This is a genomic window from Halorubrum sp. DM2 (assembly GCF_901686465.1).
Taxonomy (GTDB): Archaea; Halobacteriota; Halobacteria; order Halobacteriales; family Haloferacaceae; genus Halorubrum.
The window spans coordinates 2,965,917-2,982,069 of record NZ_LR594487.1 but is presented as its reverse complement, the minus strand read 5'-3'; the positions used below and the strand labels follow the sequence as shown (position 1 = coordinate 2,982,069).

Annotated in this window: 15 protein-coding genes; 6 read left to right on the top strand and 9 right to left on the bottom strand. The window is 71.2% G+C overall.

What is annotated here, in order from left to right:
* Positions 1–130 precede the first annotated feature (130 nt).
* The gene (locus QOL69_RS14985) at positions 131–1,450 is read left to right on the top strand and encodes an MFS transporter (protein WP_283404253.1); all 1,320 of its coding nucleotides are present in this window, start codon (positions 131–133) and stop codon (positions 1,448–1,450) included.
* Positions 1,451–1,507: 57 nt separating this feature from the next.
* On the opposite strand, the gene QOL69_RS14980 is transcribed toward QOL69_RS14985, so the two are convergent.
* A complete protein-coding gene (locus tag QOL69_RS14980; RefSeq protein ID WP_283403813.1) occupies positions 1,508–2,617 on the bottom strand; it encodes a radical SAM protein in 1,110 nt (369 codons plus the stop codon).
* A gap of 147 nt (positions 2,618–2,764) precedes the next feature.
* Here QOL69_RS14980 and QOL69_RS14975 point away from each other — a divergent pair, with 147 nt between their 5' ends.
* From QOL69_RS14975 to QOL69_RS14965, 3 genes are all read left to right on the top strand, one after another.
* Complete coding sequence (locus QOL69_RS14975) at positions 2,765–3,460, top strand: hypothetical protein (protein ID WP_283404252.1); 696 nt, start codon at positions 2,765–2,767, stop codon at positions 3,458–3,460.
* 73 nt (positions 3,461–3,533) lie between these two features.
* Complete coding sequence (locus tag QOL69_RS14970) at positions 3,534–3,950, top strand: JAB/MPN domain protein-containing protein (RefSeq protein WP_283403812.1); 417 nt, start codon at positions 3,534–3,536, stop codon at positions 3,948–3,950.
* A gap of 43 nt (positions 3,951–3,993) precedes the next feature.
* Complete coding sequence (locus QOL69_RS14965) at positions 3,994–4,320, top strand: DUF5789 family protein (protein WP_283403811.1); 327 nt, start codon at positions 3,994–3,996, stop codon at positions 4,318–4,320.
* A gap of 38 nt (positions 4,321–4,358) precedes the next feature.
* Here QOL69_RS14965 and QOL69_RS14960 read toward each other — a convergent pair whose 3' ends face one another.
* From QOL69_RS14960 to QOL69_RS14950, 3 genes are all read right to left on the bottom strand, one after another.
* Positions 4,359–4,673, bottom strand: coding sequence for a PRC-barrel domain-containing protein (locus tag QOL69_RS14960; RefSeq protein ID WP_283403810.1), 315 nt, complete (start codon positions 4,671–4,673; stop codon positions 4,359–4,361).
* Between the two features lie 137 nt (positions 4,674–4,810).
* Complete coding sequence (locus QOL69_RS14955) at positions 4,811–7,081, bottom strand: LUD domain-containing protein (protein WP_283403809.1); 2,271 nt, start codon at positions 7,079–7,081, stop codon at positions 4,811–4,813.
* A complete protein-coding gene (locus QOL69_RS14950) occupies positions 7,078–7,659 on the bottom strand; it encodes an LUD domain-containing protein (protein ID WP_283403808.1) in 582 nt (193 codons plus the stop codon). The genes QOL69_RS14955 and QOL69_RS14950 overlap by 4 nt, the downstream gene beginning before the upstream one ends.
* Before the next feature lie 84 nt (positions 7,660–7,743).
* On the opposite strand from QOL69_RS14950, the gene QOL69_RS14945 reads away from it, so the two are divergent.
* The gene (locus QOL69_RS14945) at positions 7,744–10,875 is read left to right on the top strand and encodes an FAD-binding and (Fe-S)-binding domain-containing protein (RefSeq protein WP_283403807.1); all 3,132 of its coding nucleotides are present in this window, start codon (positions 7,744–7,746) and stop codon (positions 10,873–10,875) included.
* 55 nt (positions 10,876–10,930) lie between these two features.
* Here QOL69_RS14945 and QOL69_RS14940 read toward each other — a convergent pair whose 3' ends face one another.
* The 3 genes from QOL69_RS14940 to QOL69_RS14930 form a co-directional block, all read right to left on the bottom strand.
* A complete protein-coding gene (locus tag QOL69_RS14940; RefSeq protein ID WP_283403806.1) occupies positions 10,931–11,140 on the bottom strand; it encodes a hypothetical protein in 210 nt (69 codons plus the stop codon).
* Positions 11,141–11,161: 21 nt separating this feature from the next.
* On the bottom strand, positions 11,162–12,157 hold the full coding sequence (locus QOL69_RS14935; protein WP_283403805.1) for a DUF5787 family protein: 996 nt from the start codon (positions 12,155–12,157) through the stop codon (positions 11,162–11,164).
* A 97-nt stretch (positions 12,158–12,254) separates the two neighbouring features.
* A complete protein-coding gene (locus tag QOL69_RS14930) occupies positions 12,255–12,701 on the bottom strand; it encodes a bis(5'-nucleosyl)-tetraphosphatase (protein ID WP_283403804.1) in 447 nt (148 codons plus the stop codon).
* A gap of 173 nt (positions 12,702–12,874) precedes the next feature.
* Between QOL69_RS14930 and QOL69_RS14925 the strand changes: the two genes are divergently transcribed.
* Positions 12,875–13,207 (top strand): uS10/mL48 family ribosomal protein, encoded by a 333-nt coding sequence (locus QOL69_RS14925; RefSeq protein ID WP_008586374.1) that lies wholly within the window; start codon positions 12,875–12,877, stop codon positions 13,205–13,207.
* A 138-nt stretch (positions 13,208–13,345) separates the two neighbouring features.
* Here the strand turns inward: QOL69_RS14925 and tgtA are convergent, their stop codons facing one another.
* Both tgtA and QOL69_RS14915 read right to left on the bottom strand, forming a co-directional pair.
* Positions 13,346–14,893, bottom strand: coding sequence for a tRNA guanosine(15) transglycosylase TgtA (gene tgtA, locus QOL69_RS14920; protein WP_283403803.1), 1,548 nt, complete (start codon positions 14,891–14,893; stop codon positions 13,346–13,348).
* Positions 14,894–14,996: 103 nt separating this feature from the next.
* Positions 14,997–15,773 carry a Nif3-like dinuclear metal center hexameric protein gene (locus QOL69_RS14915; RefSeq protein ID WP_283403802.1) on the bottom strand — a complete coding sequence of 259 codons (777 nt, stop codon included), beginning with the start codon at positions 15,771–15,773 and terminating at the stop codon, positions 14,997–14,999.
* Positions 15,774–16,153 lie beyond the last annotated feature (380 nt).

The following is a 16,153-nucleotide window of genomic DNA, read 5'->3' as shown; positions in this document are numbered from 1 at the left end:
TCGTATCGCTCGGCCGACTCGGAGTCGACGACCTTGACCGTTCGACGACCCCGGAGGACCTTCCGTGAGCGAGGGCAACCCGGAGGACGCGACGGACGGCGACGGTGACGACGGAGCGGCTCCGGATGCGCTGGACGGGTTCCGGCAGTTCTTCGCGTTAGAGCGGGACGTGCTGGTCCTGTCGGTCGCGATGTTCGCGTTCAGTCTCGGGTTCCAGATGACGAACCGCTTCCTCCCCGAGTACATGGTCGCCTTGGGGGCGTCCGGGTTCGTCGTCGGCCTGTTCGGCACGTTCGGGAACGTCATCTCGGCGCTGTACCCGTATCCGGGCGGCGCGGTCTCGGACCGCCTCGGATCGCGGTACGCGCTGACCCTCTTCGGGCTGCTGTCGACCGTCGGCTTCCTCGTCTGGCTGGTCGCGCCCGGTATCGGCGCGATCAGCGTGGGGGGCGTCACCGTCGAGCCGTGGGTGTGGATTTTCGTCGGCCTGATTCTGGCGCAGGCGTGGAAGTCGTTCGGGCTGGGCGCGACGTTCGCGGTCGTCAAGCAGGCGACCGCCCCCTCACGGCTGGCCGCGGGGTTCGCCAGCACGGAGACGTTCCGGCGGACGGCGTTCCTCGTCGGCCCGGTGCTGGCGGCCGTCCTCATCGGGCTTCGCTCGGAGTTCACCGTGAGCTTCCAGTTCGTCCTCGCGGTCGCGGTCGTCTTCGGCGCGCTCGGTACGCTCGTCCAACACGTCCTCTACGACGCGAGCGACGACTCCATCGGCGACTCCTTCGCCGGACTCGACCAGATACGCTCCGACCTCCGCGAGATGCCCGAACCCCTCCGCCCGCTGCTCGTCGGGGACACGCTCGTGCGGTTCGCCAACGGGATGGTGTACGTGTTCTTCGTGCTGGTGGTCACCCAGTTCTTCGAGGTCGGGCTCGACGCCACGGTCGCGCTCGGCGGGTTCTCCTACGGCGTGGACCTCTCCCCGCAGGCCTTTTTCGGCTACCTGCTCGGCGTCGAGATGCTCGTCGCGCTACTGATCATGGTCCCGGCCTCGAAGCTCGCGGAGCGGGTCGGACTCAAGCCGGTCGTCGCGGTCGGCTTCGCGGTGTACGCCGTCTTCCCCGTCGTGTTGATCTACGCGCCGGCGCTCGCGGGGTCGGCGCTGCCGCTGTGGGCGGTGATGGTCGCCGTCTTCGCGTTCTCGGGGTTGCGGTTCGCCGGGCTGCCGTCGCACAAGGCGCTGATCGTCGGGCCGGCCGAGAGCGGGTCCGGCGGCCGCGTCACCGGGACGTACTACCTGATCCGGAACACGATTGTCATCCCGAGCGCCGCGGTCGGCGGCTACCTCTGGGACTTCGTCAGCCCCGAGGTCGCGTTCACCGTCGCGGCCGTCATCGGCGTCGTCGGCACCGGCTACTTCCTCGCGTTCGGCGAGGAGTTCGAGGCGTACGCCTGACGGCAGTTCGGAGCGTACGCTTGACGCCGGTTCGAGGCCCGTCGGCCGATCGCCGGCTCAGTCCGCCGGTTCCGGGCGGTCGCCGTCGCCCCCCTCCCCGCGCTGCCGCTCCGGAAGCGGCCCGTCGTATCCCTCGGGGACGTACGGGCAGAGCGGGTCGCTGCCGGTCGGGTCGCCGGTGGCGGCGTACGCCCGCGACCGGCTCCCGCCGCAGACGTGGCGGAACTCGCAGGACCCGCACTTCCCCGAGAACCCGTCGGGGTCGCGCAGCGACTCGAACAGGTCCGCGTTCCGGTAGAGGTCGACGACGGACCGCTCGCGGACGTCGCCGGCCGACTCGGGGAGGAAGCCCGAGGGGTACACCTCGCCGGTGTGGCTGACGAACGCGAACCCGCGCCCGGCCGTGATCCCGCCGCGGCGCTGTGCGGCCCCGTCCGACTCGTCCTCGGTCGCGCGTTCGATCCCGACGCGACGGTAGAAGGGGGCCTCGGTGGTCTTGACGCCGAACCGCTCCTCGTCGGAGACCTCGTGGAGCCACGCCATCACGTCCTCGGCGCGCTCCGGGGAGACCGGGTCGAGGACGCGACCGCGGCCGACCGGGACGAGGAAGAAGACGCTCCAGAGGACCGCGCCCAGCTCCCGGACGCGGTCGCGGATCGCGGAGAGGTCGTCGACCGTGTCCGCGCAGACGGTGGTGTTGACCTGAAGCGGGATTCCGGCGTCGGACGCGGCGTGTGCGGCCTCGACGGTGTCCTCGAAGCTCTCCTCGCCGCGGAACGCGTCGTGGCGCTCGCGAGTCGAGCCGTCGAGGCTGAGCGCCATCCGCGCGACCCCCGCGTCGCCGAGGTCGCGGACGCGCGCCGGCGTGAGCGACTGGGTCCCGCTCGGGGTGATCGTCATCCGGAGTCCGAGGTCGTCGCCGTGTGCGACCAGCTCCGTGAGGTCGTCGCGCGCGAGCGGGTCGCCGCCGGAGAGGACGACCAGCTGTCCGTCGCCGAACTCGGCCGCGTCCTCCAGCAGTCGCTTCCCCTCCGCGGTCGTCAGCTCGTCGGGGTGTCGCCGCGGCTGCGCGTCGGCGCGGCAGTGCCGGCACGCCAGCCCGCAGGCCTGCGTGACCTCCCAGACGAGGACCAGCGGCCGCCGGTCCGTGTCGAGGTCGTCGAACATCGCTCACCCCCGGTTACGATCCCGATCCGTTTGGGGGCGTTCCCGAACGTGTTCCCCCGCTTCCCGTCGGCCGGAACCGGCCGGTCGGATCGCCGTTCCGACGGAGACGGGTTAACAAGGCGTCGGCCCGAACGACTTCGTATGAGCATGAAAGGCGACGAGCCGGACCTTCACGAGATCGATCGATACGACGGCGGCGTCGGCTGGATCGCGTACCCCGACGAGACGATGGAGCGCGCGAGCCACGCGTTCGCGGTCCACAACGACGAGAGCGACGAGGACGACGTGTGGGTGGTCGACCCGGTCGACGCGCCCGGCGTCGACGACCTGCTCGACGAACTGGGCACCGTCGCCGGCGTCGTGATCGGACTCGACCGCCACGTGCGCGACAGCGACGTGCTCGCCGCGCGCCACGACGTGCCGGTGTACGTCCCCGAGCGGATGACCGGCGTCGCCGACGACCTCGACCCGGACGTCGAAGTCGAGCGATTCGGCGCGCGGCTCGCCGACACCGGCTTCGAGGCGATCCGGATCCGCGACTCGTCGGTCCCGCCGTGGCAGGAGGTCGGGCTGTTCGACGGCGAGACGCTGATCGTCCCCGAGTCGCTCGGCACCGGGTCGTACTTCCGCGGAGACCGCGAGCGGCTCGGCGTCCACCCGATGTTACGGCTCACGCCGCCGACGGCCGCGCTCTCGGGGCTGAATCCGGAGCGCGTCCTCGTCGGCCACGGCGTCGGCGTCCACGAGCGCGCCGCGGTCGCCCTCGAAGACGCGCTCTCGGACTCCCGGAGCAAGGCCCCCGGACTGTACGCGAAGACGCTTCGGTCGGCGCTGCCGTTCTGAGTGAAGCCCCGTCGAGCCGACGCCGACTCGTGCGTGTCCTTTTGAGGTGCCGTCCCGTAGCGACGCTCGAACAGTGATCTACGTCACCCGCGACCTGTTGACCGTGCTCCGGGAGCGCGCCGCGAGCGAGGACCCCGACGAGGTGAACCTCCGGCTCTCTGCGACGCCCGCCGGCGAGTTCGAGACCGACCTCGGTCTCGACCCGGAGACGCCGGTGGTGACCCACTTCACCCTGCCGTCGGTGGGGGGCTCGGTCAGCTCCGTGTTCGGGGTCGACCTCGGGACGCCGGCCGGCGAGGGCGGCGCGCGGTTCCTCTCGCACCCGGACGGCTTCCTCGGCGTGTCGCGGACCGACGATCTCGCGGGCGTGGTGCTCGTCGCCGTCCCGCCGTACGACGAGGAGTCGATCGCCGCCTTCGACCGGTCCGGGGACGGCGTGGAACTCGCCGTCGTCGACGCGGCCCCGCCGACCGAGTCGGTCCCCGAGTGAGAAGAACAAGGTTTCAAGCCGCCGGAGGAAGTAGGCCGCGCCGATGGCAGCACGGCCACCCGGCGGCGGCGATACCGACGAGCCCGAGGCGATCGAGTTCGGCATCGCGGCCCTCGACGCCCGGATCGACGAGGCGGAGGTGTCGTTTCCCGCGACGGCCGCGGAGCTCCGCGACGCGCTCGGCGACCAGTCGATCCCCTACGACGCGCACGGGCGGTCGATCACCGTCTCGGACGCGCTCGACCGCGTGCCGCAACGGGAGTTCGAAAACGAGACGGCGCTGCTCAACGCGCTCTACCCGGTGTTCGACGAGGCGCGTCGCGAGGAGCGCGGCGTGATCGCCAGCCTGCGCGACGCGCTCCCGTTCTGAGACGGGGGCGGAAACAAACGAAGCGGACCGGGACGCCCCTATCTAGTCTCCGAGGGGGCTTCGATTTCGGCCGCCTCTTCCTCCGGTTCGCCGGCGTCGTAGCGCTCGATCACGTCGTTGACCAGAACGATGTCGCCGACGGCGCGGACCCAGCGGTACGGGACGATGACGCCGGTCGAGCCGCCCACCTCCCCGGCGAACAGCTCGTGGTTGAGTTCGGCGAGCGCGAGGCCTGTCACGGCGCGGGCGTCTAAGTCGAGTTGGATGTCTTCGATCTCTCCGACGAAGACGCCGTTGCTGGAGTACACCTCGCGGCCGACGAGCGACGTGATCTCTTCGGGGGCTGCGTTCATACTCGATACGGTCACGAGCGCGCCTATTAAGCGTTCGTTGTCGAACGACGCGCGTCGGACGCTCCGCGGTCTCGCGGGTCGGCCGCCCCGGAGTCCCGCGGGTCGGACGTTCCGGTGTTTCGCGGGTCGGGGAGCCGTCACTCCCGCGGAGCGATGACCTCGATGGGGTGCATCGGCGTCGACTCCAGCAGGGCGTCGAGCTGTTCGGTACAGGACGTGCCGGGCGCGACGACGGTGCGCTCGGTGTCGCCGAACTGCTCGCGGAGCGGCTCGCCGACGTCCATGCTCAGCTCGTAGTAGTCGGTCTTGTAGCCGAACGAACCCGCCATCCCGCAACACTCCGTGTCCGAGACGCGCACGTCGTAACCGAGGCGCTCTAAGGTTGCGGTCGCGTACTCGCCCACCTCGACCGTGCGGGCCTGACAGTGCGGGTGGTACGCGAGCCGCCGGCCGGCCGCAACCGGCCCGGTCCCCTCGGCGGGCGCGCGCAGCGCCGCCGGGTCGCCGCCCGCCTCCAGCAGGCCGAACACGTACTCCATCGCGTCGTAGCTCGCGCCCGCGAGCCGCTCGTGGGAGTCGGCCGGGAGGAACCGCTCGTACTCGCGGCGGAACGTCGCGAGGTCGCTCGGCTCGATCACGACCACGTCGCGCCCGGCGTCGAGGTGGGGTGCCAGCCCGGCGTACACGTCCCCGGCCGCCGCCTCGGCGGTGGCGACCATCCCCTGCGAGAGCGGCGGCCGCCCGCTGCCGGGGAGGTCGGGGACTCGGACGTGAACCCCCAGCGCCTCCAGCGCGCGGACCGTCGCCTTCCCGCGCTCGACGTCGACGTAGTTCGTCGCGGTGTCGGGGTAGACGACGGCCTCGCGGTCGGCCTCGTCCGGGTCGACCGCGCTCCCGCCCCTGTCCGCGAACCACTCGACGAGCGACTCGCGCGCGAACTCGGGGAGGTCGCGGCGGCGGTCGATCCCGACGACCCGCTCGGCGAGCGCGCGAGCCGGACCGAAGTTCGCGAGGCGGTTCGCGACCGGCGCGGTCTTATGGCCCCACTCCGCGAGCGTCGCGTAGTTGCCCACGAGTCGCGTCCCGAGGTCGAGTCCGCCCGGCTCCTCGTCGGGCACCAGCTCCTCGAACGCCCAGTCGAGCTGGCTCGGGTCCGCCTCGCCGCGGTTGATCCGGTCGCGGACCGCGGTGTTGATCCACGGGATGTCGATACCGACCGGACACGCCGGCACGCAGCGCGAGCAGCCGGTACAGAGGTCGTTGAACTCGGCGGCGGTGTCGAGCCCCTCGATCCCCGCCTCCCAGCCCGTGGCGATGCCGCCGGAGTACGTCTCGCCGCCGAACGCGTGGCCGCCGACGCTCTGGAAGTTGCCGCAGGCGTTCGAGCAGGCGGAACACCGGATGCAGTACAGCGTCTCCTTCAGCGTCTCGTCGTCGCGCATCGCCAGCCGGCCGTTGTCGATTAAGACGAGGTGGAACGCGCGGTCGTCCTCGGAACCGTCCGCGAGGGGCGTCTCGTCGGCCTCGAAGTCGGGCACGGGCGAGCCGACGGGCGGCGTCAGCGTCGAGATGTAAGAGGTCACGTCCTGACCGGTCCCCGAGCGCCCGATCAGCTCGACGAACGGCGCGAACTCCTCCACGGTCGGCACGAGCTTCTCGACGCCCGCGACGGCGACGTGGGTGTCCGTCGCGGTCACCGTCTTCCGGGCGTTGCCCTCGCTCGTCACCAGTAGCATGGTGCCCGAGTCGGCCGCGATGAAGTTCGCGCCGGTCATCCCGAGGTCGGCGTCCTCGATCAGGTCGCCGAGGCGCTCGCGGGCGAACATCGTGAGCTCCTCGGCCGTCTCCGGCTGGTCGTCGAGGTCGAACCGCTCGGCGAACAGCTCCGAGATCCCCTCGCGGGACTTGTGGATCGCCGGCGCGACGATGTGGGACGGCTCCTCGTCGGCCAGCTGGAGCACCCACTCGCCGAGGTCGGTCTCGACGACCTCGACGCCGTCCGCGTCGAGCGCGTCGTTCACCTCGATCTCCTCGGAGGTCATCGACTTCGACTTGATCGCGCGCTCGGCGTCCCGCTCGGCCGCGACCTCGCGGATGTACCGGTTCGCGTCGGCGGCGTCGTCGGCGAGGTAGACGGTCCCGCCGTTCGCCTCCACCGTCTCTCGCACCTCGTCGATGAGGTCGGGGAGCCGCTCGATTGCGTCCTCCTTTATCGCCCGCGCCTCGTCTTTCAGCGCCTCGTAGCCGTCGAGGCGGCCGGTCGACTCGTAGCGTCCCGCGTTGAACCCGCGGGTGTTCGCCGCCACGGCGTCGCCCTCGGTCGCCAGTAGCTCGCGGATCCGCTCGGCCTTCGTCTCCCGCTTCGGTCCGGTCGACGCGTCGGTTGCGGCGTCGGCGTCGCTGCTCATTTCCCCACCCCCGCCCCGTCGGTCGCCCCGAGCGAGTCGCCGTCCGCGTCGTCCTCGCGTATCAGGACCACGTGGACCTCCTTCGGGCCGTGCGCGCCGTGGACGAGCCCGCCCATGTCCGCGGTCGCGCTCGGCCCGGTCGCGAACACCACGTCGACCGACTCGTCGCGGGCCCGCGGGCCGAGCCACGCGAAGGCGTCGGGGACGCCGGGCACGAGGTCGGTCTCGCGGAGGACGACGACGTGGCGGTCGACGAAGAGGCTCACCGGCTCCGTCCCGTCGGCGTCGGCCTCGATCGCGACGCTCCCGTAGCTGGCGATCCCGAGCGACGCCGCGGTGACGCCCGTGTGCGCGGCGCGCAGGTCGGCGGTCGTCGGGTCGGTCGCGACGCGCTCCGGCAGCGACGCCGCCGAATCGGCGAGCGCGTCCGGTCCAGACCTCCCCAGCGGCACCCCGACCGCCGGCTCGCCCGCGGCGTCGTCGATCAGCGACGCGCACTCCCCCGCCGACCCCTCGGAGACGGTGACCCCGAAGTCGTCGAGTCGCCCCGTGAACGTCGACGTGTCGGTAGTTGACATGGGGATCGGTTCGGCAGCCTCCGTGTTGGATGTTGCGGCGGGATCGGAGGTGCCTTTTTCATCGCTCGACCGTGAGAGACTCGCATGGCGACCAACACGCCGGACCCGACGGACGGCGGGAATTTCGACTACGCCGGCGGCGACGTGGAGCGGCCGGACCTCGTCGACGCGCTCGACCGCCGCGTCGACGGGGACGTGCGCTTCGACGACTACTCGAAGCGGCTGTACGCGACCGACGCCTCTGCGTACGAGGTCACCCCGATCGGCGTCGTGATCCCGGAGTCGACCGCGGACGTCGCGGCCGTCCACGAGTACTGCTTCGGCGAGGGGATCCCCGTCCTCCCCCGCGGCGGCGGCACCTCGCTGGCGGGCCAGACCGTCAACGAGGCGGTCGTCCTCGACCTCACCGGCGAGATGGACGCGGTGATCGAGACCGACCCGGACGCGAGGACCGCCCGAGCGCAGGCGGGCGCGTACGTCGGCGACCTCAACGCCGCGGTCGAGGCGGACGGCCTGAAGTTCGCTCCGGACCCCGCGTGGCGCGACAAGTCCGCGCTCGGCGGCGCGATCGGGAACAACTCCACCGGCTCCCACTCGCTGAAGTACGGGAAGACGGACCACTACGTCGAGGAGGTCGAGGCCGTCCTCGCCGACGGCACCGCGACGACGTTCGGCGAGGTCGCGGTCGAAGAGTTACGGGAGTCGGCGGACCCGGACGCCGACGACCTCCTGCCGCGGATTCACGCGGAGATCGTTCGGATCCTCGACGAGGAGGCGGACCGGATCGACGAGCGGTACCCCGAACTGAAACGGAACGTCTCCGGCTACAACCTCGACCGCCTGCTCGCGGAGTACCGCGGCGAGTACGGCGAGGAAGGGGTCGTCAACCTCGGCCGCCTGATGGCCGGCAGCGAGGGGACGCTCGCGACCGTGACGGAGGCGACCGTCTCGCTCGTCGAGGTCCCGGCGACGAAGTCGGTGGCACTGCTGACGTACGACGACCTCCTCGACGCGATGGAGGACGTGGCGGCGTGTCTCGAACACGACCCCGCCGCGGTCGAGGTGATGGACGACGTCCTCCTCGGGCTCGCGGCCGACACGCCGGAGTTCGAGGACGTCGTCGGCATGCTCCCCGACGGCACCGACTCGGTGCTGCTCGTCGAGTTCTACGCCGAGAGCGACGCGGAGGGCCGTCGGAAGGTCGCCGACCTCATCGCGGACCGCGTGGGCGTCCCGGCGGACGGGGGCGGCGACCGCGCGGACGGGGCGGATGAGGGCGACGCGGACGGAGACGGAGCCGCGAACGACGCGGTCGTCCCGGAGACGGCGGCCGAGCCGGGCGACGGCGCGGCCGAGACGACGGGCCAGCCGCGGCGCGCGGTCGACGCCTTAGAGGCGCACGAGCCCGACGAGCGCGACCGCTTCTGGAAGATGCGGAAGGCGGGGCTCCCGATCTTACTCTCCCGCACCACCGACGAGAAACACATCTCCTTCATCGAGGACTGCGCCATCCCGCCCGAACACCTCCCCGAGTACACGCGCGAGTTCCAGCAGATACTCGAAGACAACGACACGTTCGCCACCTTCTACGCGCACGCCGGGCCGGGCGTGTTACACATCCGGCCGCTGATCAACACGAAAGAGGTCGACGACGTCGAGGCGATGGTCGACATCGCCGACCGCGTCACCGACGCCGTGGTCCGGCTCGGCGGGTCGGTGTCCGGCGAACACGGCGACGGCCGCGCGCGCACCCAGTGGAACCGGAAGCTGTACGGGGACGACCTGTGGGAGGCGTTCCGCGAGTTAAAGACCGCGTTCGACCCGGACTGGCTGCTCAACCCCGGGAACGTCTGCGGCGACCACGACATGGGCGAGAACCTCCGGTTCGACGCCGACTACGAGTACGACGCCGGCTTCGACCCCGCGATGGAGTGGGCGATCGACAACGGGATGCAGGGGATGGTGGAGCTGTGTCACGGCTGCGGCGGCTGCCGCGGGCCGCAGGAGACGACCGGCGGCACCATGTGTCCGACTTACCGCGCCGCAGAGGAGGAGATCCAGTCGACCCGCGGCCGGGCCAACATGCTCCGCGGCGCGATCAGCGGCGAACTGCCCGACGACCCGACCGACGACGAGTTCGTCACCGAGGTGATGGACCTGTGTGTCGGCTGTAAGGGGTGTAAGGTGGACTGCCCGAGCGGCGTCGACATGGCGAAGCTGAAGGCGGAGGTCGAACACGCCCACCACGAGGAGCAGGGGCTTGACCTGCGCACGCGGCTGCTCGGTCGCTTCGAGGACCTCGCGCCGCTCGCCTCGACGCTCGCACCCCTCTCGAACCTCCCGAACAAGATTCCCGGGAGCGGCCTCCTCGCGGAGAAGGCGCTCGGGATCGCGCGGGAGCGCGACCTCCCCGAGTTCCGCTCGGAGACGCTCACCGACTGGTTCGAGGCCCGCGGCGGCGCGGGCGTCCCGCGCGACGAGGCGGACCGCGACGTACTCTTGTTCCCCGACGTGTACACCACCTACGTCAACCCCGGCGCGGGGAAGGCCGCGGTGCGCGTGCTGGAGGCCGCGAACTGCCACGTCGAGATTCCGGACGTCGACGGCAGCGGTCGCCCGCCCCACTCGAAGGGGATGCTCGACGTGTCGCGCGCGACGGCCAGAGACGCCGTGGAGACGCTCGCGCCCGAGGTCCGGGACGGGTGGGAGGTCGTCGTCGTCGAGCCCTCTGACGCCGTCATGCTCCAGTCCGACTACCACGACTTACTCGACGGCGACGCCAGCGACGTGCCCGACGACGACGTGGCCGCAGTCTCGGAGAACGCCTACGGGGTCATGGAGTACGTCGACGCCTTCCGGCTCGACGAGTCACTCGCACTCGACGCGCCCGCCGAGGCGCTCACCTACCACGGCCACTGTCACCAGAAGGCGACGAAGAAGGACCACCACGCGGTCGGCGTGCTGCGGCGCGCCGGCTACGGCGTCGACCCGCTCGACACCTCCTGTTGCGGGATGGCCGGCTCGTTCGGCTACGAGGCCGAACACTACGCGATGAGTAAGGCCATCGGCGAAAACCTGTTCGAGCAGGTCTCGGCGAGCGACGGCGACGCGCTGGTCGCGCCCGGCACCTCCTGCCGGACGCAGTTGGAGGAGGGTCCCGGCGAGGTGCCGGAGCCGGTACACCCGGTCGAGAAGCTGGCGGCCGCGCTGGCGTAGTCGAGCGCAGCGGTGTCGTCGACTGCGACGGCGTCGACGGGGCCCCGGCGGTCTGTCACTCCGGAATCCAGCGGACGTTCGCGGCGAGGACGGCCAGCAGGTACGTGAAGACCGGGAACGTCACCGCGACCACGACGAGGAGCGCCGGGTCGAGTCCGGCGGGGTCGTCCGAGAGCCAGCCGGTGTACTGGAGGACGGCCAGCGTGAGGACCACGACCGCCGTGTTGACCGCGTACTCGGAGAGTGACGGGTCTGGGAACCGCATACGGCCACTTGCGGCCGGCGCTCACTCAATCCTTTCGACCCGGTCTCGCTCGCGCTCCCGCCGCCGCGCCAACAACCGCTCGAACCCCTTCCCCGGCCCGCCCTCGATCGGCCACCCCTTCGTCCGCCACTGGGGCGGCTCCGGCGAGAACTCGGGACAGGAGCCGGAACACTCGCGGGCGGTCGGGGTCTTGTCCTTCGCCGCGCAGTGCGGGACGAGCGCGCGCCCGTCGCGGCGGAGTTCGAAGTGGCGACAGTCGGGCCGCATCGTGTCGTGATACGAGCGCCATCCCTTACCGTAGGCGCGCTCGGCTATCTCCAACCGCAGCGTCTCGGTCTCGTCGTCGCGGCGCTCGCCGTCCGCGGGCGAGAGGTCGCTCGGGTACCACGCAACGTCGGTCACGTCGGCGTCGACGCCCTGAGAGAAGTCCGTCGCGAGGATGCCGGCCTCGACCGGCATCTCCCGAAGCAGGGCGGGCTCGACGCGCTCGCCGGTCGTCTCGGTCGCCAGCCACGCCTCGTCGGCCAGCGCGGTCGTCACGTCGTGTTCGAGCTGCTCGGCGAGACGGTCGGCGGCCGAGCGGTCGAGACCCGGCTTGTTCTCGACCGCGACGATCCGCTCGACCCAGTCCGGGTACGGTCGCGTCCGGCGGATCTGGATCCGGTTCCCGTCGCGGCGCTTCTCGATCAGGTCCCGGCCCGCGGCGCGGTGGACCGCCTGTCTGACGTACCGCCACGGGTAGCCGGGGTCGGGCAGCGCGTCGCGGTACCACGTCCACTCGGCCGGCGCGCCGCGGACGACGTGGAGGAGGTCGGAGTCGATGGTCCGGTCGCCGAACGCGCGCCGCGCCGCGAACGCCGCCGGGTCGACCTCGATCACGAGCGTGTCCCAGCGGCGCTCCTTGGTGCCGAGCTGGCGGGAGACGATCGCGGGTCGAGGTCCCTCGCTCGGGTGCCAGGCCAACTCGGCGTACCGGCAGACGAGCAGCTCGTAGCCGAACTCGGCGTCTGGCGTCACTGCCCGAACAGTCGTCGGGGGCGGACAAAAGCGGACCGCTCGGCGGCGACGCGACCGACCGGTCCGGTCGTCGCGGCCGGAAGGGCGCGAACGGCGGTCAGACGTACTTCCCGCTCTCCTCGTCTTTCCGCTCGTCGAGGTACTCGTGGGCCTCCTCTAGGATCTCTCGGGGACCGTCTTGGGTGATCGTGTTGAGCGCCTGGTCGTAGTCGCGCCACTGGAGGTCGCGGTGTTCCTTCGAGAGCTCGGCGCTCGCCTCGAACGAGCGCGCGATGAACAGGTGAACCGTCTTGTGGATGGTCTTCCCGTTCGCTTCGAACACGTAGTCGTACTCCTCGCGGAACCCGTCGATCAGCCGGAAATCCTCGATCCCGGCCTCCTCGCCGACTTCTCGTATCGCCGTCTGCTGGAGCTCCTCGTCCCCCTCGACCCCGCCTTTGGGGAACTCCCAGTCCCCCGGCCGGCTCTTCAGGAGCAAGTACTCCCGTTCGCCGCGGGTATCGCGGAAGAGGATGGCTCCGGCGCTGGTCGCTTCGACCGTCATTGGCCGCAGGTAAGCGATCACCCCTAAAGAGCGTGTCGGACTCCCGAACAGATCCGAACGACGCGGCGGGATCGACCGGTCTCAGGGCGGGACTCGCGGGCCGAGCGCGCGCGCCGACCGCGGGTAGATGCGTTTTTACCGCTCGGGCGGCCATCCACGCACGACCCCCAGCCATGACCTTCGTCACGAAACTCGACTTCGCGTCCGGCGACCGAGACGTGCTCGTCGAGACCGTCCAAGAGCTCAAAGAGACGCTCGAACGCAAAGGCGCTGAGTGTAAGGGACCGCACGCGACCCCCTCGGAGACCGTCACCGTCCCGCTGTACAAGAACCTCGCGCCCGGCGACGAGTTCTCGCCGTGGCGCTACGACGTGTACCGGCGCTCGATGGAGATCCACGGCGCTGACGACATCGCGCGCGACGTCGTCGGCCGCGACTTCCCCGACTCGATCCACGTCGAGGTCGAGGTCGACCAGAAGAAGCCGCTCGGGCACCGCCGCGACTGACGCGCACGACATCACCGAATCGACGGTCGATCCGGTCTGACCCGATGTGACCCGGCTCGACCTGATTCGGTCCGACTCGGTCACGGCTGCGGCTCGTTTTTGTGGACGCTACCGGTCCGCGGTCGAACGCTCCACCCGTCAGCCGAGCGTCCGCAGGTTCTCCGTCTCGACGCGGTCGGGCAGCCGGTCGAGCGCGAGCTCACACCACGCGTCGTGCCCGAGCGTGAGGGCGGTCTCGGGGTTGGCCGCCGCGAGCGCGACCACGCTCTCCGCGGCCGCGACCTGCGCCGCGTCGTCGGTCCGTTCGGGCACCTCGGCGGTGAGCGGGTACGTCTCGGCGAGCGCGGGCGGGTACGGGCCGAACGGGGGTTTCACGCGCCACACGGCGTCGTAGTCGTGGCTGGAAGGGGCCTTCGACTCGGTGAGCAGGAGTCGCTCGGGCGTCGCCAGCCGAGCCAGTCGGTCGCGGTGCCGCTCGACCTCCGGTCGCCGGGCCGACTCGTGGGACGTGTAGAAGAACGCGTCCTTCGAGCCGGGGTCGGTCCGCCCCAGTTCGTCGGCGTGGTCGAGCAGCGCGCGGTAGCCGTCGAGCATCGCCGGGTGGCCGCGGGCGCGGCGGTCGACCAGTTCGAGCAGTGTGCCCGACCGGATCGCCTCCTTCACGCGGCGCAGCTCCTCGAAGGTGACGTGGAGGTTGTGTTCGGCGAGCAGTCGCTCGGCGGTCGGCCCGTCGTCGCCGTTGCCGCCGTCTCCGTCGCCCTCGTCTCCGTCGCCCTCGTCTCCGTCACCGCTGGCTCCGTCGAGCGCGCGGAGGTCGGCCGGCGTGTGTTCGGCACACACCGGACACGAGCAGGGGAAGTAGTCGAGGTCTTCGAGGTGCTCCGTCCCCGAGACGGTGAGGTAGCGGCCGTCGCGCGCCATCAGCGCGTAGGCGGCCGAGTCGAACAGGTCGCAGCCGGCCGCCACCGCGAGCGCCAGCATCATCGGGTGGCCGGCCCCGAACAGGTGGACCGGCGCGCCCGGCCCGAGTCCGCGCTTCGCCGCGCGCACCGCCTCGACGGTGTCGGCGTAGCGGTAGGAGTTGAGCAGCGGGACCATCGCGCCGACCGGGAACACGTCGAGGTCGGTCCCCGCCGCGTGTCGGCCCGCCTCCTCGCGGAGGTCGGCGTACGTCGACCCCTGAACCGGCGCGTTGACGAGCATCTCGCCGGTCTCCGCGCTCTCCGCGTCCGCGAGCGCTCGCTGGGTCGTCGCCAGTTCGCGCTCGGCGCGCTCGCGGTCGGCGTCGGGCGGCGTGGGCACGTCGACGGGCGTCGCCACGTCGCTGCCGATCTGCCGCTGGAACTCGATTATCTCTTCGGTCGTCACGTCGATGTCGCCGTACTCGGCCAGCTGGAAGGAGCCGGAGTCGGTCATGATCGCCCCGTCGAACCCGAGGAAGTCGTGGAGCCCCTCGTCGACGACGCGGTCGCGGATGCGGTCGGTGCTGCGGATGATGTAGGAGTTCGTGATCAGCATCTCCGCGCCGAACTCGGCTTCGAGCCGCGACGGCTCGATCGTGAGCACGTTGGGGTTGACCACGGGCAGGAGCGCCGGCGTCTCGACCGTGACGTCGGCGCGCGGGACCTCCAGCCGGCCGATCCGCCCGGCGGCGTCGTGGTCCCGGATCTCGAAGTGATCGCGCATACCCCGACTGCGCGGACGCGAGCGGTAAGGGTTGCGTTCGGCGGCGACGGGCCGGCAGCCGAGCGCTCGCGGCGAGGGATCGGCCGCGACCGTCCGCGCCGGCCTACAGCCCGGTCGGGTGCGAGACGTACGTCGTCTCGACGCCCCACTCGCTCGACAGCGACTCCAGCGCCCGGACGCCGAACGTCTCGGTGGCGTAGTGGCCCGCGAGGAAGACGGTGAGGCCGGCCTCGCGCGCCTCGTGGTACAGCTTCCCCTTCCCCTCGCCCGTGATCAGCGCGTCCGCGTCGGCCGCGACCGCCTCGTCGAGCCAGTCCGCGCCGGAGCCGGTGACGACCGCGACGCGCTCGATCCGGTCCGGGCCGAAGTCGATCACGCGCGTCGGCGAGGCCTCGCCGTCGGGCTGGCCCTCGAACCCGTCGAGCGTCTCGCGGATCGCGGCCGCCGACCGCGGCTCCGGCGTCTCGCCGATCGTCCCGATCGTGACCGGTCCGATCTCGCCGAAGGGCCCGCGGTCGGTCAGCCCCACCTCCTCGGCGACCCCCGCGGCGTTGCCCAACTCGGCGTGCCCGTCGAGCGGGAGATGTGAGACGTACAGCGCGAGGTCGTTCCCGATCAGGGCCGCGATCCGGTCGTGCGCCCGTCCGGTGACGCGCTCGATGCCGCCCCACGAGAGCCCGTGGTGGACCACGAGGAGGTCCGCGCCCGCGTCCGCGGCGGCCTCGATCGTCGCCCGCGCGGCGTCGACCGCGAAGGCGACGCGCTCGATCTCGGCATCGTCCGGCCCCACCTGAAGTCCGTTCGCGCTCGCGTCGACATCGGCGTACGCGGCCGTGTCGAGTCGCTCGTCGAGTCGGTCGACGTACTCGGAGAGTTCCATACGGGTTCGTGATTCGGGCGGGAAATAAAGCGCGGCGGTCCGCCAAGATCGATTTTACTCGGAGGCGACCGCGTCGCAGACGACCGTTTATTCGTGATTGCTGCGGTGGCGCGCGCCTCCGAGGCCGTATCGCGGCCGAGGAGCGTCGCGCGAGGGAGTCGGTTGCCGAGCGAAGCGACGGCGACCGACGAGGCTGGGGAGGCGTGAGGTGCGGTTGCGGTGCTGTGCGGGGCGGGAATCGAAGGGGCAGCCGGAAGGGCGACACAGGCGACGTAAGCACCGCAGCGAAGGAGCGTCAGCGACTGAGCGAGGAGCGCAGCGAGCGTGTGTCGCCCTTCCGGCTGGGGCTTCGGTGGTCACGGTCACGGAGTCACTCTCAA